The organism is Synechocystis salina LEGE 00031, assembly GCF_015207985.1.
In the GTDB taxonomy this organism is placed as follows: Bacteria; Cyanobacteriota; Cyanobacteriia; order Cyanobacteriales; family Microcystaceae; genus Synechocystis; species Synechocystis salina.
Map to the genome: position 1 here is coordinate 98,163 of NZ_JADEVV010000004.1, position 21,584 is coordinate 119,746.

24 protein-coding genes, 1 tRNA gene and 1 pseudogene are annotated in these 21,584 nt (G+C 43.9%); 6 read left to right on the top strand and 20 right to left on the bottom strand.

Annotated features, from left to right (window positions below):
- Positions 1-108: 108 nt before the first annotated feature.
- Complete coding sequence (locus IQ217_RS02285) at positions 109-2,640, top strand: dynamin family protein (protein ID WP_194018763.1); 2,532 nt, start codon at positions 109-111, stop codon at positions 2,638-2,640.
- Here IQ217_RS02285 and IQ217_RS02290 read toward each other — a convergent pair.
- Positions 2,637-3,239, bottom strand: a complete 603-nt coding sequence (locus IQ217_RS02290) for a hypothetical protein (RefSeq protein WP_194018764.1) — start codon at positions 3,237-3,239, stop codon at positions 2,637-2,639. The genes IQ217_RS02285 and IQ217_RS02290 overlap by 4 nt on opposite strands.
- Positions 3,240-3,306: 67 nt before the next feature.
- Between IQ217_RS02290 and IQ217_RS02295 the strand changes: the two genes are divergently transcribed.
- Entirely contained in the window at positions 3,307-3,663 is a 357-nt protein-coding gene (locus tag IQ217_RS02295) for a hypothetical protein (protein WP_194018765.1), read from the top strand.
- Here IQ217_RS02295 and IQ217_RS02300 read toward each other — a convergent pair.
- Together IQ217_RS02300 and IQ217_RS02305 are read right to left on the bottom strand one after the other, a co-directional pair.
- Complete coding sequence (locus tag IQ217_RS02300) at positions 3,644-4,930, bottom strand: FGGY-family carbohydrate kinase (protein WP_194018766.1); 1,287 nt, start codon at positions 4,928-4,930, stop codon at positions 3,644-3,646. The two genes, IQ217_RS02295 and IQ217_RS02300, sit on opposite strands and share 20 nt — an antisense overlap.
- Entirely contained in the window at positions 4,917-5,360 is a 444-nt protein-coding gene (locus tag IQ217_RS02305; RefSeq protein ID WP_190599683.1) for a SufE family protein, read from the bottom strand. The genes IQ217_RS02300 and IQ217_RS02305 overlap by 14 nt, the downstream gene beginning before the upstream one ends.
- A 299-nt stretch (positions 5,361-5,659) precedes the next feature.
- Between IQ217_RS02305 and dmeF the strand changes: the two genes are divergently transcribed.
- Positions 5,660-6,658 (top strand): CDF family Co(II)/Ni(II) efflux transporter DmeF, encoded by a 999-nt coding sequence (gene dmeF / locus IQ217_RS02310; protein ID WP_194018767.1) that lies wholly within the window; start codon positions 5,660-5,662, stop codon positions 6,656-6,658.
- A 122-nt stretch (positions 6,659-6,780) separates the two neighbouring features.
- A complete protein-coding gene (locus IQ217_RS02315; protein WP_194018768.1) occupies positions 6,781-9,066 on the top strand; it encodes an APC family permease in 2,286 nt (761 codons plus the stop codon).
- 391 nt (positions 9,067-9,457) lie between these two features.
- On the opposite strand, the gene IQ217_RS02320 is transcribed toward IQ217_RS02315, so the two are convergent.
- The 7 genes from IQ217_RS02320 to IQ217_RS02350 all read right to left on the bottom strand — a co-directional run bounded on the left by IQ217_RS02320 (position 9,458) and on the right by IQ217_RS02350 (position 15,308).
- Positions 9,458-12,004: a hypothetical protein gene (locus IQ217_RS02320; protein WP_194018769.1), complete on the bottom strand. Its 2,547-nt coding sequence runs from the start codon at positions 12,002-12,004 to the stop codon at positions 9,458-9,460.
- 166 nt (positions 12,005-12,170) lie between these two features.
- A complete protein-coding gene (locus tag IQ217_RS19455) occupies positions 12,171-12,341 on the bottom strand; it encodes a protein NO VEIN domain-containing protein (protein WP_228023883.1) in 171 nt (56 codons plus the stop codon).
- An 8-nt stretch (positions 12,342-12,349) separates the two neighbouring features.
- The gene (locus tag IQ217_RS02330; protein ID WP_194018771.1) at positions 12,350-12,532 is read right to left on the bottom strand and encodes a hypothetical protein; all 183 of its coding nucleotides are present in this window, start codon (positions 12,530-12,532) and stop codon (positions 12,350-12,352) included.
- A 125-nt stretch (positions 12,533-12,657) separates the two neighbouring features.
- A complete protein-coding gene (locus tag IQ217_RS02335; RefSeq protein WP_194018772.1) occupies positions 12,658-12,876 on the bottom strand; it encodes a YgiT-type zinc finger protein in 219 nt (72 codons plus the stop codon).
- Positions 12,877-13,156: 280 nt separating this feature from the next.
- The gene (locus IQ217_RS02340; protein WP_194018773.1) at positions 13,157-13,516 is read right to left on the bottom strand and encodes a HepT-like ribonuclease domain-containing protein; all 360 of its coding nucleotides are present in this window, start codon (positions 13,514-13,516) and stop codon (positions 13,157-13,159) included.
- A complete protein-coding gene (locus tag IQ217_RS02345; RefSeq protein ID WP_190599677.1) occupies positions 13,509-13,799 on the bottom strand; it encodes a nucleotidyltransferase family protein in 291 nt (96 codons plus the stop codon). Before IQ217_RS02345 ends, IQ217_RS02340 begins: the two co-directional genes overlap by 8 nt.
- 30 nt (positions 13,800-13,829) lie before the next feature.
- Positions 13,830-15,308 (bottom strand): leucyl aminopeptidase, encoded by a 1,479-nt coding sequence (locus IQ217_RS02350; protein ID WP_194018774.1) that lies wholly within the window; start codon positions 15,306-15,308, stop codon positions 13,830-13,832.
- Positions 15,309-15,465: 157 nt separating this feature from the next.
- On the opposite strand from IQ217_RS02350, the gene IQ217_RS02355 reads away from it, so the two are divergent.
- A tRNA-Phe gene (locus tag IQ217_RS02355) sits at positions 15,466-15,538 on the top strand.
- Between the two features lie 102 nt (positions 15,539-15,640).
- On the opposite strand, the gene IQ217_RS02360 is transcribed toward IQ217_RS02355, so the two are convergent.
- The 9 genes from IQ217_RS02360 to IQ217_RS02400 form a co-directional block, all read right to left on the bottom strand.
- Positions 15,641-15,835: a hypothetical protein gene (locus tag IQ217_RS02360; RefSeq protein ID WP_194018775.1), complete on the bottom strand. Its 195-nt coding sequence runs from the start codon at positions 15,833-15,835 to the stop codon at positions 15,641-15,643.
- Positions 15,832-16,578 (bottom strand): glycoside hydrolase family 19 protein, encoded by a 747-nt coding sequence (locus IQ217_RS02365; protein ID WP_194018776.1) that lies wholly within the window; start codon positions 16,576-16,578, stop codon positions 15,832-15,834. The genes IQ217_RS02360 and IQ217_RS02365 overlap by 4 nt, the downstream gene beginning before the upstream one ends.
- Positions 16,575-16,790 (bottom strand): hypothetical protein, encoded by a 216-nt coding sequence (locus IQ217_RS02370; RefSeq protein ID WP_194018777.1) that lies wholly within the window; start codon positions 16,788-16,790, stop codon positions 16,575-16,577. Before IQ217_RS02370 ends, IQ217_RS02365 begins: the two co-directional genes overlap by 4 nt.
- A gap of 2 nt (positions 16,791-16,792) precedes the next feature.
- Positions 16,793-17,575 carry a hypothetical protein gene (locus IQ217_RS02375; RefSeq protein ID WP_194018778.1) on the bottom strand — a complete coding sequence of 261 codons (783 nt, stop codon included), beginning with the start codon at positions 17,573-17,575 and terminating at the stop codon, positions 16,793-16,795.
- A 61-nt stretch (positions 17,576-17,636) separates the two neighbouring features.
- Positions 17,637-17,975 (bottom strand): hypothetical protein, encoded by a 339-nt coding sequence (locus IQ217_RS02380; RefSeq protein ID WP_194018779.1) that lies wholly within the window; start codon positions 17,973-17,975, stop codon positions 17,637-17,639.
- The gene (locus IQ217_RS02385) at positions 17,968-18,474 is read right to left on the bottom strand and encodes a hypothetical protein (RefSeq protein WP_194013566.1); all 507 of its coding nucleotides are present in this window, start codon (positions 18,472-18,474) and stop codon (positions 17,968-17,970) included. The genes IQ217_RS02380 and IQ217_RS02385 overlap by 8 nt, the downstream gene beginning before the upstream one ends.
- Positions 18,475-18,711 carry a hypothetical protein gene (locus IQ217_RS02390; RefSeq protein ID WP_194018780.1) on the bottom strand — a complete coding sequence of 79 codons (237 nt, stop codon included), beginning with the start codon at positions 18,709-18,711 and terminating at the stop codon, positions 18,475-18,477.
- A gap of 4 nt (positions 18,712-18,715) precedes the next feature.
- Entirely contained in the window at positions 18,716-19,342 is a 627-nt protein-coding gene (locus tag IQ217_RS02395) for a hypothetical protein (RefSeq protein WP_194018781.1), read from the bottom strand.
- Positions 19,343-19,347: 5 nt separating this feature from the next.
- On the bottom strand, positions 19,348-19,992 hold the full coding sequence (locus IQ217_RS02400) for a hypothetical protein (RefSeq protein WP_194071403.1): 645 nt from the start codon (positions 19,990-19,992) through the stop codon (positions 19,348-19,350).
- A gap of 123 nt (positions 19,993-20,115) precedes the next feature.
- On the opposite strand from IQ217_RS02400, the gene IQ217_RS02405 reads away from it, so the two are divergent.
- The gene (locus IQ217_RS02405; RefSeq protein ID WP_144428719.1) at positions 20,116-20,358 is read left to right on the top strand and encodes a hypothetical protein; all 243 of its coding nucleotides are present in this window, start codon (positions 20,116-20,118) and stop codon (positions 20,356-20,358) included.
- 15 nt (positions 20,359-20,373) lie between these two features.
- Here IQ217_RS02405 and IQ217_RS02410 read toward each other — a convergent pair.
- A pseudogene (locus IQ217_RS02410) lies at positions 20,374-21,584 on the bottom strand (hypothetical protein); the annotation flags it as partial.

Genomic DNA, 21,584 nt, shown 5'->3' on the forward strand with positions numbered 1-21,584 from the left:
GTTAAAAAATATTCTAAAAACTTTAGAACTCATAGAGATTATGACATATTGTCATTAAATCTTGATAATTGAGACACCATTCAAGCTTAACTAGTTTTCATTACGATTATGAATGATTCTCCTCAATCCGCTCCAGTTGTAAATCTTATCTCCAAAATTATTGGGCAGCCATTGACACAACAAGAGGTTAGCCCTCCTGTAATCTTTATTACATCTGTCTTGTATGTATTGAATGGGGTAATTTTTGCAGATCAGTCAGTAGATGCAGAAGAAAAAGCTCGGCTAGAAAAAACTATTGCTGACCTTTGTCCTGAAGGTAGTCAAGCTCGTGATTTAGCCTATCTTATCAACGAAAATGTTGAACAACAAGGACTTTATCACAACATGAATAATCTGGATATATTGACACAGGATTTTTCTGAATCAGATAAATTGTTATTGTTGAGTCTAGGCTATGAAATGTCTATGGCTGATGGAAATTTAGATAAAACGGAAAAAAGACATCTAAAAACTATTGGAACTTTTTTAGAAGTTGATGATCAATTTTATCCATTTCTTGAGTCACTATTTACAGATCCAGAGCAGTTAGATACTGAAATTCTCAAGGAATTCAAAAACCTACTTGATCCTGCCAGATTCCATCACTTAGATGAAATTTTTGTTGTTGCAGCGAATCAAATACTTGATCAAATTCCCGGACATAAAAAAACAAGAGAAGCTAAACCACTACCAAGAAATTTAGTTGATTCCTTTGAAGAATTGGAAAAGTTCAAAATTAAGTCTTACTCAATTAAAGGCACTTTTGAGAGAATAAAGTCAATTTTAGATTCTGCCTATCAAGATAGTTTGATTTCCAATGCGTGTATGAATAATGCTGAAAATATTTCGCAAGACATTCAAAGATTACAAGAATTCAGGATTGCCGTTGTTGGAGATTTCAGCCAAGGTAAATCGACATTACTTAACGTATTGTTAGGTGAAGAAATTCAGCCTGTTCGTTCTATTCCTTGCAGTGGCACAATTACATCTTTGAAATATGGTCCCGAAAAGAAAGTAATATGTTTTTACAAAGATGGGACATCAGAAACAATACCATTCTCTGATTATCAAAGTAAAGCATCAATGGATAAAGAAGCTGCATTAGATAATGCAAGTCAAGGGTTAGCTGAACAGACAATTGAAAAAATTGTAGTTGAACATCCTAATTTGCACCTTTGTAAGCAAGGTATTGAAATTCTTGATTCTCCTGGTTTAAATGAACATCCAGAAAGAAGTATAATAACCCAGCAACTATTGAATGAGGTAGATGGCGCAATATTTTTAACAGATGCATCTCGTCCTATGACTCAATCAGAAAGAGAGGTAGTTAACGATGTAATTAGTATGTTAAATATTGGTAGCAATCAAAATTCAGCTAACAATCTTTTTGTTGTTGTCAACAAATGGGATTTACTCCGCAAAGAAAGTGATCGGGAAGAAGTCAAAAAGAGAATTAATAATATTTTCATTAATAATCAGCTTATTTTTGGAGAAAATCGCATACACTATCTTTCAGCCCAAGAGACTTTAGATGCTATTTTAGAAGATAAAGACAATGAATATTTGTCCTTATTTACTAATTTTGTTAATGCATTAGAAGGTTTTCTTGGAAACGAAAGAGGCGACATCAAAATCAAAAGAATTTCTGATAAAATTTATTCCTTAATAAATTTAGCAATTGCTTCTTTAGATGATTTAGCTAATATTTTAAATAATCAATCTCAGAATATAGGAAGTGAAAAAGAAGAACTTATTAACCAGATTGGAGAAATCACTGGGCGTGATACAAAAATTCGACTTATGGCAAATGAAATACGAGATGAAGTCATTGAGGAAATCAATGATTCCTATAATGAATGGTTAGAACTTTTACCAGATAAAATGATAACTCGTGCTCAAAACTGGTCATCAGAATATGGAGCATTTATGAATCGTGATAAACTTATTGCTGATTACGCACGTCAATTTAATCAAGATTTATCGCATGAATTTAATAATTGGATTAATAAAAGCTTGAAAGACCGCATACTCAAAAGAGCAATTCGCGAGTTCAGGAAAAATGTTCAAGATGAATTAAAGGCTTTAGAACAAGAATCGATTCGTTTAGGGCAATCTAGCGGTAACTTATTTGAATCATTTAATTACTCTTTTAATAATTATAATTTAGATGATGTGGGGGTAGGATTTGGCCTACTTATGACAGGTTTAGGTGCAGCCCTATTTGTTCCTGCAATGATATTTGCTGGCCCTATTTTGGCTATCATTGGAATGGGAGCCGGTGGTGCTTTAGCAGGGATGGGAATTGGGGACATATTTGGTATGGATGATAATATTCGGCAAAAAGTTTTTGAAGTTGGAATGGAACACTTTCTTAATACTTCTGAAGATATTGACAAAGTAAACGAAATTGGATATGAGATTTTTGATAATGAAATCCTTACAGTTCAAGAATTTCTAAATAGTCTAATCTCACAATGTGATTCTCGTATCAAAGCTATTGACAAAAAAGCTGAGCAAGATCAAGAACAAAACAATAATTTAATTAAAAACATAAATCAAATAATTAGTGATTTACAACAAATAAGTTTTTCACTTGACTAAATAGGCTTGAACATCTTGATTAAGTCTTGCATATTTAGATCGCTCCAATTAATTGCAACATTTGCAGTCGCAATTAACTCCCCTGCTAATAAATTTAAATCTAAACAGGAGCCATCTTTGATAGAGCTAAAAAGTAAATTGACTAATTTTAACTGGCTTTTAGGAAAAGAATAGAAAATATTTTTGCCCTCAATTCTTACTCCTTCCGGTAACTTATCATTGGGAATATAACCACCCAAGAATACTTTCCAGCCTGCAATCAAAGAACGATAAACCCATGAATTAGTTTCAAATTTGGGATCTTCCAAAAGCCTTAGTTGACCTTCCACCAGATCTCCCTTGATAGTTAGATTATCCGGTGTAAATTTAACCTTGACTGTCACCTTATCATGGACAACTGTAGCAATTAATCCCTCAGTGGAGTCAGGCTCTAGATTGGTTAATTGTTCTACCTTGTCCGTTGCTTTTTGGCAGAGAAATGACACTATCTTCGGTTTTAGAATCACCTGCTTATCAGCGGTGTTTAGGGTTACATAATCTTCCGCATACTTCTGCAAAGATCCTTTTGCCGCCTGTCCCAGTCTATTTATTAAACCCATGATTCTCTCTTTATTACTAAAAAATCACCATTAATTGTAATTTACCCTAATACCCACTTAAGCTTATATGAAAGAAAAATTAACATGGATAGCCCTTCCCTCTATAGTTTTAATCAGTATTGGTATTCTCGCTTTTTGCTTTCCTGAATTTTTCAAACATGAAGGTGGCTATGCTGGTTATGGAGGAAACAGTGGCTTTATTGTGTTTATTTATAGAGTTTTGCTATACATTTTCTGGGGCAAATTCCTAGGAATTATCCTAATTGTTCTTGGCGCAATTGGTTTTGTTTATTTTGTCAAAGAAATTTTCAAAAAAGAAGAACCAGTTCCTTTAGATATACAAGTAAAGCAAGAAATTACCACAACAGTTTTTTCTGAAGCATTCAAACTAGCCAAAAAGCAAATTAAGAAAAACCAGCAGTAACAATACCGCTTCTGGCCAGGCAAGCAGAACCATAGGCCGCCTCCGACTGAATAGATTTTTGCACCGGAACCTGGAGCAAATTTTGCCGAATAGTTTGCCAAATTAAATTTTCTGCCCCACCCCCAGCCGTCAATACCTTTGTTAGTGGCGTTGCCCCCAAGGCTTGTAACTTGGCATATCCCCGGGCTTCAATGCGGGTCAAACCTTCCAATAAACCTTGTAGAAAGGTAACATCATCACCCGGCCTAGGCTCCAATCGGGGTAATAAATTAGGGTCATTAATGGGAAATCTTTCCCCCGGTTGCAAAAGCGGATAGTAATCTAAACCACTGGGTTGATGGGGGTCAATTTTTGGGCTTAATTCCCTTAACTGCTCCAGGGAAAAAAAGTGTTGCAACACCGCTCCCCCAGCATTGGAAGCTCCTCCTGTTAACCACAAATTGCCCAAACGATGGCTATAAACACCGCTGGCCAAATCCGTCACTGGTTTGGCGCTCAACAACTTCAGCACCAAAGTGGAACCTAGGGAAGTGACCGCTTCTCCTGGTTGTGTTGCGCCACTGGCTAAAAAAGCCGCAATACTGTCCGTGGTGCCACTGCAAACCTGACAAGTGGGGGGAAATTTGTAGGAATTAACCACAGAAGATGACAAAGAGGCGATCGCCGTGCCGGGAATGGTAACTGGGGGCAATAGGGAAAACCAAGGGGCATTTTTTAACCAATCAGGATAGGTTAAAGTTTCGGGGTCGTAGCCCAGTTTGAGGGCATTGTGATAATCGCTAATCGGTCTGCCACCGTGGAGCAAACTTGCTAGCCAATCCGCCTGGTGACAAAAGTAACGAGCTTGCTGAAATTCCGATTGTTGGCCATACCAAAGCAATTTGGCCAGGCTAGAAGTGGCACTTTGCACCAAATGATCCGCCGGGGCCATGGCTGACAGTAAATGCTTAACCTCCCGGCCCCGGTCATCGTTATACAAAAGCGGTTCCATTAAAACCTTGCCCTGGCCATCCAACAGTAAAACAGTGGAAGAGGTGCCATCAATGGCGATCGCCTGGATTTGACTTCTTAGTTCAGTGGGAATTTGTTCAAGAAGGGAAAATAAACTTTGCCGCCAGACGGTGGGTAATTGTGGGCCGGGAACCTGTGGGAACTGGGCTTTTTCCTGCCAAATTAACTCTTGCTTGGCATCAATCACTGCCGCCCTGGCCCCGGACGTACCAAAGTCTATACCTAAGAAAAATTGCGGTGCCTCAACTTTCCCCATAGGACTGACCCAACTGAAAGGCGATCGCCTTAGTTTGCATCATCTTAAAAATGTTGTAAAAACCATTGGCCCGACTGGGGGTAAGGCTCACCTGTAAGCCCGTTGCTTCGATGAAATCCGGGGTTAACTCGACAATTTCCTGGGGGCTTAAACCGTTCAAACCTTGGATCAGTAACGCCACCAAACCCTTGACCAATTGGGCATCGGAATCCCCCTGGTAGATTACTTTGCCATCTTCGAGATCAGCGGTGATAAAAACTTGGGACACACAGCCCTGCACCTTATTGGCGGGAATTTTTGCTTCCTCCGGCATGGGTTCCAACTTCTTGCCGTACCACAACAACTGCTCGTAACGTTTTTTGGGTTCAGTGTGCCGTTGAAAACGTTCGACAATCTTTGCAAGGTTGGGGGGTAAAGTAGCGTTGGCCATGGAAAAATTAGGAAAAATAATTGAGAACCGCTTGGCAAAGTCTGATGCTGGCTCCGAGATCAACCCACCCAAGCTCCGGCAACGATGGGCGTGATGTAGCATTCCTCCAGGGTTGGGGAAACCGGGGACCAGTCAAACCCACTCTGGGCTCGTATCCATTGTATCTATTGCTGAGCAAGGCTCGATAATGCTGTTTTTTTCTCTCCCTCGGCAGAGAATAGGACATTTTTATTGATCGCTAAATTCTCGTTTTTTTCCATGGCATAATCAGACTTGACCTTGAACCAGGTTGATTAACTATGCATTTCCACAGCCTAGAGTCTTGGCAACATTCTCATAATTTTGCCAACCAACACCAAAGTCCCGCCGAAAAAAACACCAAAATTGTTATGGTGCTCACCGCTGTCACCATGGTGGCGGAAATCATTGCGGGCACTGTGTTTGGTTCCATGGCCCTATTGGCGGACGGTTGGCACATGGCCACCCATGTTGCGGCCTTTGGTATCACTTTGTTCGCCTATCAATATGCCCGTCGCCATGCCAGTAATCCCCAATATACCTATGGCACCGGCAAAGTTAGTGTCTTAGGAGGATTCGCCAGTGCGGTGGCCCTAGGGGTAGTGGCTTTTATGATGGCATTTGAGTCCGTTGGTCGTTTTTTTGACCCCCATGGCATTCAATTTTCCGAGGCGATCGCCGTGGCCATTTTGGGACTGTTGGTTAATCTGGCTAGCGCCTGGCTGTTACAAGACCATGACGACCATCACCACCATGGGCACCACCACGATGCTCATCACCATGGCCATGGACACCAAGACCATAATCTCCGGGCGGCCTATTTCCATGTGCTGGCCGATGCCCTAACTTCCGTCCTGGCCATCATTGCCCTAGTGGCCGGTAAGTTTTGGGGTTGGATTTGGCTAGATGCGGCCATGGGACTAGTGGGAGCGGCGGTGATTGTCAGATGGGCCTATGGCTTAGTGCAGGACACCAGTGCCATTCTCCTGGATGGTTCAGTGGATAAAAAAATTCAATTAGAAATTCTCACCGCCCTGGAAACTGACAGCGATAACCGGGTTACGGATCTCCATGTTTGGTATCTGAATGAGAATTATCTAGCGGCCACCATTGCTTTAGTCACTCACTTTCCCCAAAGCCCGGAATACTATAAACAACAACTAAGTCATATTTCTGCGTTAGCCCATGTAATCGTGGAAGTAAATCCCTGCGCGGGAGAGTCTTGTTCCGCCGAGTCATCCACCGTTGGCGCCACAGCATCTAGGCCACTGACTCTATAATTGTCACTTTTAGCAAAAACCTAATTACAAAGGTTCAGGCAAAGGGCGATCGCCGATCCCAACTGTTTTGCCGTCTATGGTCAAATCCCAAAATTAGGTTAAATCTGCTTTAGCGGTAATGAATGTCACAACACACTTCTCTATCGGGTTCCAGCGTCGATAACAAATCCAGTCTTACCAAAACTGGTTTGGGTACTTTTGGTGGGGTTTTTACCCCGTCGATTTTGACCATCCTCGGCGTGATCATGTATTTACGCTTTGGTTGGGTGCTGGGCCAGGTGGGTCTATGGCAAACTTTGCTCATTGTTACCCTGTCCACCGCCATTACCTTTTTAACAGGGCTGTCCATTGCGGTGATCGCCACCGATCAAGTGGTTAAGGCAGGGGGGGCTTACTACATGATCAGTCGCTCCCTCGGCATTGAAACCGGTGGAGCGGTGGGGGTTCCCCTCTATTTTGCCCAAGCTTTTTCCGTGGCTTTATACACTTTAGGTTTTGCGGAAAGTGTAGTGCGGGTGATGCCGGGTTGGAATTTAACCCTAGTGGCCGCCATTACCACCATCGGGGTGACCCTACTAGCTTTAAAATCTGCTCAGATTGCGATCCGGGCCCAATATGTGATCATGGCGGCGATCGCCATATCGCTAATGTGTTTAGTTTTTGGCCATCCGGCGGCGCCTTATACAGGAACCGTGGAGATTGAACCCCACAGTGCTGGATTTTGGGCCGTCTTAGCAGTCTTTTTTCCGGCGGTCACGGGCATTATGGCCGGGGTCAATATGTCGGGGGACTTGCGAGATCCCCAAAAATCAATTCCCTGGGGCACATTGGCGGCGATCGCCACGGGGTACGGCATTTATTTAATTATTCCCGTCATTCTTTATTTCCGGGCTGATCCGATCACGTTATTAAACGATCCCTTAGTGATGCGGCGCATTGCCCTCTGGGGAGACAGTGTTTTACTGGGGGTTTGGGGCGCAACCCTCTCCAGTGCCATCGGCAGTATTATGGGCGCTCCCCGTATTCTCCAGGCCCTGGCCCGGGACAGTATTCTTCCCTCTCCCCTACGGTGGTTGGGCCGGGGGGAAGGAGCGGAGGATGAACCCCGCCTCGGAACCCTATTTACGTTGGGCATTGCCTTGGCCGCCGTGGGCATTGGGGATTTGAATCTCCTGGCCCCCATTCTGACCATGTTTTTCTTGACCACTTACATGGTGTTAAACATTGCCGCCGGGGTCGAGGGCTTCTTACAAAGTCCTTCTTTCCGCCCTAGTTTTAAAGTCCATTGGGGCTTTTCCCTAGCAGGAGCAGTGGGCTGTATTGGGGTCATGTTTTTAATTAATATCACCGCCACTATTTTGGCCGCCGTGGTTGTTCTGGGAGTTTATTTATGGCTAGAACGGCAGGAACTGGCCTGTACCTGGGGAGATGTGCGCCAAGGTATGTGGATGACGTTGGTGCGGAGTGGGCTGATGAATATGACCACCATCCCCGATCCCAAAAACTGGCGACCTCACCTGTTGGTATTTGCAGGTAATCATCTTAAACGCTGGCATTTAGTTGAATTGGCGGCGGCATTAACCCATAACCGTGGCTTGGTCTCAATTTTTAATATTTTGCCCCTTGATGTTAGCAATCCCCAACGCCAGGATAACCTGACGGCGATCGCCCAAGCAGACCTAGACCAGGCCAATATCCAAGCATTTTTTCGGGTTAAAACTGCCCCCGACCTCTATGAAGGCATGGAACAATTGGTGGAAACCTATGGCCTTGGCCCCCTGATTCCTAATACCGTACTAATTGGCCATCCCAATGAATTACAAATAGACCGCTATTGTCAATTTTTAACCTTCTGTCATCAGAGTCAGCGCAACGTGATTATTTTGCGGGACGGAACAAACCATCGGCGATCGGAAAAATTTCCCCTAGAAAGTGTCCTAGTTACCCCCGACAAACTTCACGCGCCCAAACGGATCGATGTCTGGTGGGGCGGATTGCAATCAAATGGTGGCTTAATGCTGATTTTGGCCTATCTCCTCCGCAATAGTTGGCAGTGGCATAACACAGAAATTTGCCTGAAGCTAGTCGTACCGAATCTCAATGCCATGCAGTCAGCCGAGTCCAACTTGGTTGCCTTGGTTCAACGTTTACGCATCGGAGCCACACCTCAAATTATCAACGCTGAGGGTAAGCCCTTTGCTGACATTCTCTTGGAATCTTCCCAGGATGCAGACTTTGTTTTACTTGGATTAGCTAAACCCGATGACCCAATGTTTGCTGATTCTTCTGATAGTTCCTACGCAAACTATTATCAGCAACTCCATGGGCGTACCCAGCACCTTCCCCCAACTCTCTTTGTTCTCGCATCAGAGGATTTGAACTTTGCCCAGTTACTCGAAAAAACTTAGGTTCGATAGCATCTGGGCCACTAATCTTAGCAATCGATAGTTTTAGCGAATGCCTAATTACAGAAATTCAGGCAAAAGGCGATCGGCAACCATCAGCGTACTGCGGACAGGTTAACGGTGGCGTAAATATCGGCTAGGGAGAGGGTTAAATCCCAGGGGCTACGCATCTAATTTACAAAAGGCAGACTAGACAAGGTTTTCAGAGATTACCGTAATTTTATACGAAATCTCAGAACCCATGCCAAATAAAGGTTTGAGAATTTAGATGCGTAGCCTCTGCATTCTGCCCCTTAAATTAACTCAGTAAAGCTTCGGCAACAATGGATATTATCCAATTTCCTCCCAGGGCTGTGAAAACCGGAGGCACGTCAATCACAGTCTGAAAATTGTTTCAAAGTGAATCAAGATTTTGTCGATGTTTTCTTTTGCGATTAATTGCTTCGTCACAAAGAATTTTATTATACCAATCTTTATAAGAGCAAAATCCACAATAATTATCATTAGTCCCAGGACAGATTAATTTTTTACAAACAGAACATGTCCGTTCTCTACCTAAAATTAAAGGGGATTTTCCACAAGCACCCTTCCCTTCTATTTCTCCTCCACAGTAAGCTAATATTGTTGTTTCTTTCAAGTCTGAATCAGAACATTTTCCAGAAAGAAGACCTTTTCCATTAAATTTGAAAATTTTAAAATCTGATAAACGAGCTTCTTGACGATTATTCCATACAATATCTAGTGTTTGGCAAAAGTCATTAATTATGCCTAAAGGATCGTATATTTTTATAGGATTATTTCGATCTCCTAGCAAACATGAAATTTTCGCTGGGTTATAATTGTTTTCAGAAGAAGAAAGCATCATCAAAAAATGTTTAAGAATTGACAAATAAACTTGGGGCAATTTCAATAAACTATTATCTTGACGATATAGTAATTTCAAAAATTGTCTTGCCCACAAAGGAATTCTTTTCTGCCATGTTAAAGGAATACCCTTATTGGCATAGATAAACAATGAAATACAAGTATAGAGGCTTTTATTAAGAATTTTTATATCTTCATAAGAAGGAATTTTATCATCTAGTAAGTTTTTTAACTTATTAGCAGTATTAATTTGTTCTTTGTAAAATTTAGCATTGTAATCAAAAAGCCAAGGCGCTAAATAACTTTTAGGATCAAATCCTCTTGTCATATCTAATCTAACAACACTGTCACTAAAAGTTTTAGTAAGACTTTGTAATTGAGAATAATTTAATTCTCCTAAGTATTTAGGGTTGTCTATGCGAAAATTGGCACCATTATTATTCATAAATTTTAATTGAAGATAGGGAGATAAAACTCCTGCAATCACAACATTTTGACCTCGTTCCTCCTTAAATTTAGGAATACAAAATTCCGAATAAACGCTGGAGTTAACATTCTGGCGAGCGTTTTTTACATCAATCAATATTTGTGAATTACCGTCATCAATAAAAATATCGGCTTGTCGCCAAAGCTCGCTTTTACTATCTATTTGATGGGCAGCAATATCTTCTACGTTAGATCCTAAATTTTGATAGAAATATTGAACTAATTTTTCTGCTCCTCTAGCAGAGAGCATTTTAGCTTTCATAAAGTCACTATTTGTACTATTTCCCCATTTTTTTGCTAATTCTTGATCATTGTTATCAAAATTATATAGCTCTTTATAATTTTTACTAATATATTGACTGTAGGGATAGCTAGAATTTTTGAATTCTTCTACCAGAGCAAAAAATTCAGCATATTTTTTCCTAATCACTTTCTGCTTATATTCTAGGGGGGCAATATCCCAGAGGTAGCCATGATATTCTAAGCTATTTTCTAGATAAGAAATTGTACGCCAAATAAGAGCTTGCTCTGATTCAGAACAGTTAGATAAAAATTCGATCAAATCTCGGATTGTACTTTGATGTAACGATTGATTATTCAGCTCTAAGATTTGTTTAATAATTTTCAAATACTGACTAAAATTATACTCTCTTAAATAAGAATGTAAGATTTGACTTTCCAGAAATACTTTTTTATTATACTTAAATGACTTATCAAGAAATTCTTTAATCTTGCTCTGTTCTAAAATCGCTATTTTATCCACAATGAATTTAATAGCATCTTGGGTTTCAACATTACTCAAATAAAATTGAAGAAGCTCAAAAATAACACTAGACTCATCTGAAAAATGAATTATATCTACAAACTCTGCCCATAGCTTACTTTGAGTGTCTTCATCAAAAGACCATAAATTCTTTTCAATCAACTGAGTATATCTTGCAAGACTTAACTCTTTAAGTTTTTGTCGAAGCTCATCAGAAATCAGAAAGAGGTGTTGATAATCTGTATAAATCAACGTAAAAATCTCTAAAGTTTCTTGGGTATTTAAAACATTGATTTTATTGAGAACATATTTAGCGGCATCTACATCAGTAACCATTGAGAAATAATGACTGATGAAATTTTTTACAACCTGGTAGTTAGTACTGTCACAAAATGCCCTAATGATTTCTTTAGGAATTTCATCACTATTTACTTTTTTTAAAATATTTACATCATCATCTTTTGTAAGAAATTGAACAATTTTCCCTTTATTAGATGTCTCTATTTTCTTTATAGTGTAATGAATATTATCTTGCGAAATAATTTCTGTTAGAGAAACGAAAAAACCAAATTTAGAAATGGATTTAACATTAACCGCTTTTTTCTTTAATTTTTTTCCTTCTCTGAAATCTTGAATATCAAATTCAACAGGATATCCCTTCCCTTTTTTCCTATCTTTTTTAAAGATATCTTGTAATTCAACAGGAACATCGTCTCTAAAAACTTTTACGTCTTCTTCTTGATTATCAACAGAAATATAACCAAAGTCATTGACTTGGCCTGTCTTACCATTTTTTCCACCAAACCATAGGATTTTACCAGTAGCCATTAATCAATCCTCCCTATTATTGCTATAATTCGGCTGACCTTTGCAAAGTTTCCCCATCAATCACATAGCGAGTTACTTGCTTGACCTCCTTACCCAAATTACGAGCCAAATTTTGAATGGTAATCAACTTAAGATTCCCAGTATTACAGCTCTAAACTACGTAAAGCTAATAGGACTCTGTCAATTGTTTAGTCCTCTGCCATTCATTCTTCGTTAGGGAAACCGACTTCCCCACCGAGGACTGCCTTTTCACCTCAATCCGTCTGACAAGGTTTATCTGAGATGCATTATCCATTGGGCTCACACTGCGAATATCAAAGTCGCTGCCGTCCTGCAACTTTCACATCATCCGGTATCCAGCCCCGCTGTCGCTCGTAGTCCATCACATACGCTATGCCCGATCGCCGGCTCATCAAGGCATTCTGCCAGAAAGACTGCGCCAAAGCCCCCAGTGTCTAGCAAGGTCTGTAGGACATAGCTTCTGTCCAGACATTTTCCTTCTAAACTCTTCCAGGACGACAAAAACATAGGCTTTCACAGAAAACAGGCAAAGGTACTAAACAAACCATGCCCTCCTGGGAACCATCATAGGTTCACTCACCAAAGGCGAATATAAAGATTAGTAAAGAAAATTTACGTCTAACTCCAACAGACTATCGGGACGACTGACCGACTAACATGGTTGTCTCTCGATCCAAATTAGCTAATGCCTCTTGGATTAAATCAACTTCCCGTGCTTCAAACAAAACCTCACCGCACTGGTCGCAAACCCAGGCAGGAATATTGTCCCAAGACACACGGTAACCATTTCGTTCAACAAAAAAAGGTGCAGTTCCCCGCCGCATTTTGGCTCTACAACACCAGCATTTCATTGTTGAATCCTCCTTCTTAATCCATCACTTATATTCAAGAACAGAGACCATCAGTAGGAGTTAGGCATGATGCAACATATAGCTATGGCTTCTTGACGGCCATCATAGATTCGCTGGCCAAATGCAAATATAAAGATTAGTAAAGAAAATTTACGCCTAACTCCAACCTAACTCCAACATCAATTCCAAGACTATCGGGACGACTGGCCGACTAACATGGTTGTCTCCCGATCCAAACCCACCAATGCTGATTGGCTTAGGTCAACCTCCCGTGTTCAATTTAGCAATTATCGATTTCTGTCTGAATTGTTTCAAGCTGGGATAACAATTTGGGAATATTGTCCCGAATAATGCTCCAGACGGTGTCGTTATCAATGCCCAAATAACCGTGAATAAGACGATTGCGGGTGGCAATGATCTGTCGCCAGGGGACCTCTGGGTGTGTGGCTTGTATCTCGTTAGGAATATGGGTGGCCGCCTCGCCAATTAGTTCTAGATTTCGTAGAGTAGCATCATAGTTCATTTCACTGGCGATAAAGGTTTCCTGGTCTATTTCTGTGGTGTAGGCCAGCACCTTTCTAGCAAAGCAAATCATGTCATCAATGTAGAAATGCCATTCCCGGTTAGGAAATTTAGACATCTATTTTTTCCTGTTCGATGTAGGGGCGTAATTCTGGTCTGAGGGCCTTTTCTGTTACCAAGTCCACGGCACAACCTAATAAGTCTTCTAGATAAAACTGGACTCCGAAATACCGGTGGGATGTGGCAGGCCCATCAAAGCTGACGAGAATATCTACATCACTGTGGAGACCAGCTTCATCCCTTGCAGTGGAACCAAACAGTGCCAACTGGGTAACACCAAAACGAGATTGTAAATCTGGCTTACTTTGATTCAGTAATTGCAGGACAGATTGGCGTTTCATTGTACATAGATAACTTGACCCACTGAGGGACTATTCCACTAATCCCAATACCCATTGCACCAGGGTCCGCACCGGATAACCCGTGGCACCGGCATTATGTACCCCATTTTGTTTATCCGTCCATACCGGGCCCGCAATGTCCAAATGGGCCCAGGGGGTTTCCTTGATGAACTGTTGCAAAAATAGCGCCGCCGTAATGGAACCACCAGCCCGAGGCCCCGTATTTTTCATATCAGCAATGGGGGATTTGAGACCTTCAAAATATTTGGCTTCCATGGGCATTTGCCAGAACTTTTCCCCCGCCTTATCCGCCGCCGTTTTCAGTTGATCGGCCAACTCTTGGTTGGGACTCCACAGACCGCCAATGTCATCCCCCAGGGCCACAATGCAAGCCCCGGTTAAGGTGGCCAGATCAACGATCGCCTCTACGCCTAATTTTTCTGCAAATACCAGGGCATCGGCCAGGGTGAGACGACCTTCCGCATCGGTGTTATTCACCTCAATGGTTTTGCCGTTGGACGCAGTGAGAATATCCCCTGGGTGCATCGCCTTACCGCTGATCATATTTTCCGTGGCCGCACAGATGAAATGTACTTCCACATTGGGCTTTAACTGGGCGATCGCCTTGGCCGCCCCCAGGGTAGCACCGCCGCCCCCCATATCCATTTTCATCGTTTCAATACCACTGCCGGCCCCTTTAATGTTCAAGCCGCCAGAGTCAAAGGTCAGACTTTTCCCGACAATGGCCAGCTTTTTAGTCGGGTTAGCAGGGCGATAGGTGAGGTGGATAAATTGGGGCGGTAAATCGGAGGCTTTTGCTACCCCCAGAAATGCCCCCATGCCCAGGGCTTCGCATTCCGACTGCCCCAGCACTTCCAACTCCAAGCCATAGGTTTGGGCTAACTCCGTGGCAATTGTCGTAAAGGTAAGGGGGGTGACTTCATTGGCCGGCGCCGCCACCATTTCCCGGGCCAGAATGACCCCAGAGACAATTTTTTCCGCCTTGCTAATGGCCGTTGCCTGCTCCCCTAGCCCTAACAATTCCACTGTGGTGAGCTTAATTTCCTTATCTTCAGGATCGGATTTGAAACGATTGTCCTGATGCAGAGCCAACAAAATTCCTTCCGTTAAAATAGCCGCTGTGGCCGCTGGATCATGCTCCCGTTGGGGCAAACTAATCCCCAGGGTTTTAACCTTTTCCGTCTTTGCTAACCGGGCGATCGCCGCCGCCCCATCTGCTAAAACCTGGCTGTTAAATTTTTCGATTTCCCCCAGTCCCACCAGGATTAGCTTTTTAACTGGGGTTTTACTGCCCACCCGGGCCACTAACTTTTGTCCCGCTTTACCTTTGAACTCCTTTTCCTCTATTAATTCCCGCAACACTCCCTCCAGGCGATCGTCCAATTGGGCCAGATCACCGCTGATTTCCGTCGCATTTTCAAAAAATCCTAGGGCCAGGGCATCCCCCTGCCAAGTCAAAGCTGTGTAGTCGGTTCCACGGATCTGCATCACTGTTTGTTTCTCTGTTGAGGGATTGTCCGCCCTCTATTTTGCCACACTCCCATAACGGCTGGCGATCGGGGTAGTCAATACCACGGCGAGGGGATTTAACCAAAGAGCTTGTCAAGGGTGATACTTCTTGGTATGTTGTTAATGCACTAAAAAAGCCGGGATAGCTCAGTTGGTAGAGCAGTGGACTGAAAATCCTCGTGTCGGCGGTTCAAGTCCGCCTCCTGGCATATCAAAACCCCTTATATGGTGGGCGTTTCAGCCCCTAAACACCATGGGTGGATTATGGCAAAACTGACATATGACATAAACTGCCATAAAACTGCCATAAATTAGTCTTCCCTGCCATCACGGTAATGGGATTCAATGGCGGTTCCTAGTCCCCTGGCCCCCATTCCGGCCAAAAAATTGGCCATGCCCATCAAAGCTTCTGATCGCTCAATGGGTAAAAACACAGTGGCCACCGCTAAGACAACCCCAATGCCAATCATGGCCAGACTGGCCCATTCTGGATCTAAATCTCTCACAGGTATTGCCTCGCTAATTGGGCGATCGCCCCAGCCCTGTCCATACCGTTCACCACCCGACGGGCATTATAGAAATCCGATTTAGTGGCGTTAACAAACTCTGGCAAACTGCGGCCGGTGAATTTGCCGTGTCTCATTCCATGAACCAGGATGAACAACGCAACATTAGGTTCACATGCCAGCTCTGGTTTATTGACCAAATCGATACCCAGGATTTTTCCATAGCGGGCATAGTTGCTTTTCCAGGTGAGCTGTACAAATCCTCTGCCGTAGTAAGTTTTGCCGGTCTGGGGGTCGGGCCTGCCGTAGCTCCTTCCTTTGCCCTTGCCGTACTCCTCCAAAGGGCGAAAAGTTGAAGCTGTTTCATGCTGAGTAGTTGCCAGGACATAAGCTTGTTGGTTGCGGTGGATAAGCCCGTGCTGGTTACATTCCCAGCGAATAGCGTCAATAACGCCTTGTTTAGTGCTGAAATCGTGGTATCTGCCCTCTTCTTGCTTTTTAACCGCCGCTTTCAGGGCTGAATAACTGCTGGGGCCAATCAAATCAATTTGGTCGGGGTCGTGAAGATGCACCGATTCTTTAAACTGTGCCCAAGCTTCTATCGTCCGTGGGCCCAGATCTCCATCCAACGGCCCTGGGGAAAATTTTGCCGCCAATAGCCATTTCTGTAATTGGAGCAAATCTGATTGGGTTAGCTTGTCCAGGCTGACGGGGTGAACCACCGGGAAAATGGAGTTAATCATTTAACGTTTTGTTTCACCTCCGCCATATCCTCTAAAAGGCTTTGGAGCTTGACTTCTACCGTAGTCTGTCTCTGCTCGTACGCCCTGGTGAGGTTATTGATCTGAATACTGAAGCCGATTACCCCAATTACGACGGTGACCACAGTGGCGATCAACGAAGTCTTGACCCACTCATCGCTTTGGCGGTGGTGTTCTTGCTGTTTTTCATCCATGGCTAGGTCGTGGCGATGTTTACTTCAAAGGTTTGAGTGTCAGGATTAACCAAAACTTCGTACTCAATGGAATAGGTTTCTCTAATTAATCGGAGAAAAGGCAGATCAGAACTGGTTATTCCTGCGGTGGGATTCCCAGCGTCGTAATATTCCTGGGGAACGCTTAGTCCCGTCGGTCTAACTGCCAAAGGATCTGTTCTTCTGGTTATGGCACTGGCGGTGGAAGCGGTTCTAATCCCAATGCGATGGATTAGAAACACAATCAAAGCGGCTACCCATTCCCGGGCATCGTCAGAAACAGTGCTGGGAACAGTCCCCCCATAGCTGGTGATTACACTATTGGGAATAATCACCCCAGGATTAGCAACTGCTCCTTCACTGGCTACTAAGGAGGATGCTGGCCAAATATCTTCAAAGGTAATTTTCCCAACCCCCAAATTACTCCCAAAGGTAGGAGCAGGGGGAAGCTGAACAGAGCCATTCCGAATATCCAGCATTCGCAGTATTCCAAAGGTCACCCCCTCGGTAAATTTATTAATTCCAACCCCAAAAGGTTGAAGCTTAGTAGGTTCTGGAAAACCTAATGGGGTGGTTTGCATCATGGCTTCGTAAAGGGAATTTAGGAGGGCATAGGCAAGCTTGCCCTCTAAAATTGCCCCTGTATCAGATAATTCTGCCGATTCCAACCCAATCAAGTCATTGGCTCCAATCCAAAGCCCCGCCGGAACACCATTCCCAACCCCTGCTCCCACCGAATTGGGGAAAACTGAAAGGTAAGTAATCATAAAAAGTTAGCTCTCCGTTTTTAGGGAAGGAATTAAAGCCATGGTGCTATTGGGGAGTTAATTAGGCAGGTTCGGCCAGAACTTGATAGGTGCTGGTGGGAATTTGAACAGCAATGGAAACGTTAAAGTCCACCCGGCGGGTGGTGTCTCCGGTGATGGCTTCCCCGCGAGTTACCTGCATCCGTGCCGACGGAGTGGGCAAGGTAGTGTAGTTCACATGGAGCGCACTAAGAAGGGAAAGCATAACTTCCCGCCCATCCCCCGTAGCCGGATCTGCTTCCATAGCGGTTAATCCTTCTAAAGCAGAAAGGGGAATTGCAATGCTTGGGGCGGTGGGGGTATCCGTGGTTTCAAGAAGTTCAAAACCGGGAAACAAATCAGTTGGTAACGGCTTAGCCATTTGTATTTTCCTCTGTTGCAGTTAAAACAATTACGATATTTCCTGACCCTCCGGCGTTTATAACTCTGGCGGGGCTACCGTCTAAAGCTGATAAAACGTCGGCGGGTAAATTTGTTTGAGCTAACCCTTCTAGGCTCACTGCCCAGGCTTCATCCTGTACTGTCCCTATCCTACGCCATGCTCGTTTTAAGGTTTTCTTAACTTGGAAATGGCGAATAACGGTTGGATTGATCAGGACTTCCTCTGGGGTGTAAAGGTTAATTATTTGCGGTGTTTCCGAGAAGTAAAAACGCCTCCAGGGAGAATGGTTTAAGTTACCTACATCGTAAACCACGCGTAAATGACCATAACTAATAATTTTTTCGGGGTTGGCTCCTAGTCCGGTGATTCTAATAATTGAATTGCCATCATTGGAAGCAAAGGGAAATTGAGTCCATTGGTCAAACCTTGGGGTTACTGTCCCTTTGTAAATCCACTCCCCGGCGTAATCAGTAGTCATTTACCATTCCTCTAATTCCCAGTCTTCAGGTTCTCCGTAGGTTTGCATCATCAACTCGTATTCCCCCCCATAAAGAAAGTCCTCTAATTCCCGATCGCCAGTGATGGATCTAGGGATGCCATCGGCTCCCACCACATAACAGAAGGTGTTATCGGTGGGCTTAACGTCGGGTGGGGGTGAAGTGTAAAGAATTTCGTCAAATCCAGGATCACCAGGGGTGAGAATTAGTCCAGGCATGGCATTAGGTAAGGCTAGCGAGGCCTCTTTCCGCTCTAGTTATCTTCCAACCATCAGCTAAGGCATTGCCTAGCTTGGCTGGAGAACAGGGCAAAGTTCGAGAATCTTTGGTAACCAGGGGGACTTTGACGCCTTTGGGGGCCCGGGCTGTTTTAGAAAGGGTCACTGGCCCAACGTTGGCGATCCACCCTAGTGTTGCTCCGTTTTCGGGGGTAGCGTCGATTAAGGGAACGTAATAGGCAAAATATAGGTTGTTAGTGGTGCTAACTACTATTTCCTTGCTCTTTTTCGTCATTCCTAATACAAGCGGAAAAACGGGGCGTTTCAGTTTCCAACCGGCTCCAATGGCTCTGGCGATCGCCTGACGGGTGAACCCATCGCCATAAGCAGTAACACTGCGTTGCAAACCGCTGGAAATTTTCTTGGTAAATTGAGCGGGTCTTGGAGCATCGGGGGAAAAGACCACCAAGCCTAAGCCTTGAGTAATTTCCTTTTGCCCTATGGCCGTGGCATCGCCTTGGGAAATTCCAGGGATAGCAGTTATATCCGCGCCTTTGAATCCGTAATGAAGATTCTGATTGACGCGCACCGCCCGAATTACCCTTTTCCGTCCTCTGGTGGCGATCGGCATAGCTATTACTCAGCGGCCGCTACTGCTTCAAACCCTGATTCTGGTCGCACCAATTTCCAGCCCGCTTGAATAGCATCAGCAATTTTATTGCTAGCCACGGGGAGCGTTTTGGTGAAATTGTCACCAACTTGAGCCACAAGGGCCAATTTTGCCCCCTGGGGAGCAGAAACTAACTTGTCCAAATTTCCACTGGACATAGTTACATCCCAGCCCAACAAGCCCGCGTTCCCCGCGTCACTGTTAGGCACAAACCGTTTTACCAACAAGCCGTTACTGACAGGCACGGCGATCGCCGTTTGCGTCCGAGTATTGCCAAAGGAAGTCCGACGTACTCCTTTACTCATTTTCCAGCCCGCACCAGCGGCCCGGTTTACAGCCCCAGCGGTACTGCCATCACCGTAGGCAGTAACACTGCTTTGTACACCTGATGGAATCTTTTTGCGAAACTGAGCAGGCTTGGGCGATCGGGGAGAGAAAACCACCAATCCATTAACCCCAGCCAACGGGACTTGCCCAATTGCGGTTAAATCGGCCCCAGAAACCCCTGGAATAGCGGATAAATCCGAAGTCAAAAATCCATAAGTTAGGGTCGGATTGATTTTGACGGCCATGGGCACATCACGTTTGCGCCCCCTGGTTGATAACGGCATAGGGTTACCTACATCTATTTGAGTTAATAAGGCGATCCTAGCCAGTCAGACCCCGTACTATGGGCAAATTGGAGATAATTGGAGATCGTACAACCCCTAGGGGTTACATGATGGTTCTGCCCCATGACATTATCTAGCCTTGTACCAATCTACGCCCGCAGTTCCCGCAAGACTCGCCTTTGTATGCGCCGCAAAAAATGGCGTTATGGAAAGATATACGTCTATGAACCGCGCAAAGACCTAATTAGGAACGTGGCCCGGGAATTTGGTTGGTCAGAGCAAAAGGTACGCACCGAAATTGAAAGGGAGAGATTCTGGCTGTTAGCTAACCCCTGGTTCCCCCTTGATTTAAAAAAGGGAGAATAATTGAATTTTGCGAGCTTATCCGTCTGCCCCCGGCGACCTAAACAATTCTGCAACTAACTCTGAATATCCGGCTGGTTGAGCGTCTGTCCACAGAGGAATAAGGGAAGTTTTGCGCCGCTGGTAAACCCCTGACAGAGTTGCTGTCCCTGCTTCTTCATTGATTACTTTTTGCTGGTTCAGGATGGTAAACCCGTAGGGGTAAATTCTTGTTGGTTTTTTTCGCAAAGCATCTAGTCTTTTCCTTGCGCCTTCCCTACGCTCTCTAACTGAAGTAATTCCTATAATTTCTTGGTTACTAAATACGGCTAGTTTGGCTACCATGTCTAGCCCCTCGTCCTCTGATGCCGTATAAACGCTTATTTCTCGGCCCCCATCTAAACGAGCACTTGTTTTCCATTCTCCCCACATATAACCATTTATTCCTCCTACTGCTGATTTAATTTCATTCCAGCCCAGCTTCTCCCGTCTCACATCTGGAATAGTGATTTGGACTCGTTTAGCTCCACTTAAAACCCCTTCGCGATCGCTCAAAATTACTCGGAGCATAATCGGCAAGGGAGATCCGGTTATATTCTGTCTCACAGGTTCCCCTACCCACATCCCCAGATCACGTTCCTCTAGTAATTGGTGCTGGGCCAAGGTCTGGACAATGGTGGGCTTAATCAATTCTGCTGGCCCGGCAATAATTATTTTTTCTTCTTCATAGTCTCGATTGGGTGTAATCTCTACAAATTCTTGATCGCCTAACAATGTGGTTTGGCTAAGCTTCTGTTCCAGCATGTATTGGTCAGCAGTGTTAGCTATTACATAGAAAGCTTCCGAGCAACTATCAAAAAATTCTTCAATTAATTCCTCGGTAAAATTTTCGATAGCTGGGTTTTTGATTGATTCAATCCAATTATCTAAAGCAAGGGCAAAAGTCCAGGGCTTAGTTCCTTTCTCGCCCCACTCCTTAACTCTGCTGGCGTTAATTCCTAATGCATCTCGGAATACTTTTCCTCTTCCATCAGGGTCTAATAGAATTTCTTTTAATAATCTCCGCCCATTTTTGTAGGAAACGATTAGGGTTTGGCGAAAAACTAGTTGGGCCGACTGTTGAACCAGCATCCGCAAGTTATTTACAAGTTCACTAAGGGCCTCTTCTCCTACCTCTTTCAGCACTCGCAACGCCAGGAGCTTATTAAATTTCATCATGATCAACCCAGGCCCCGCCCCGCAAACTGCCC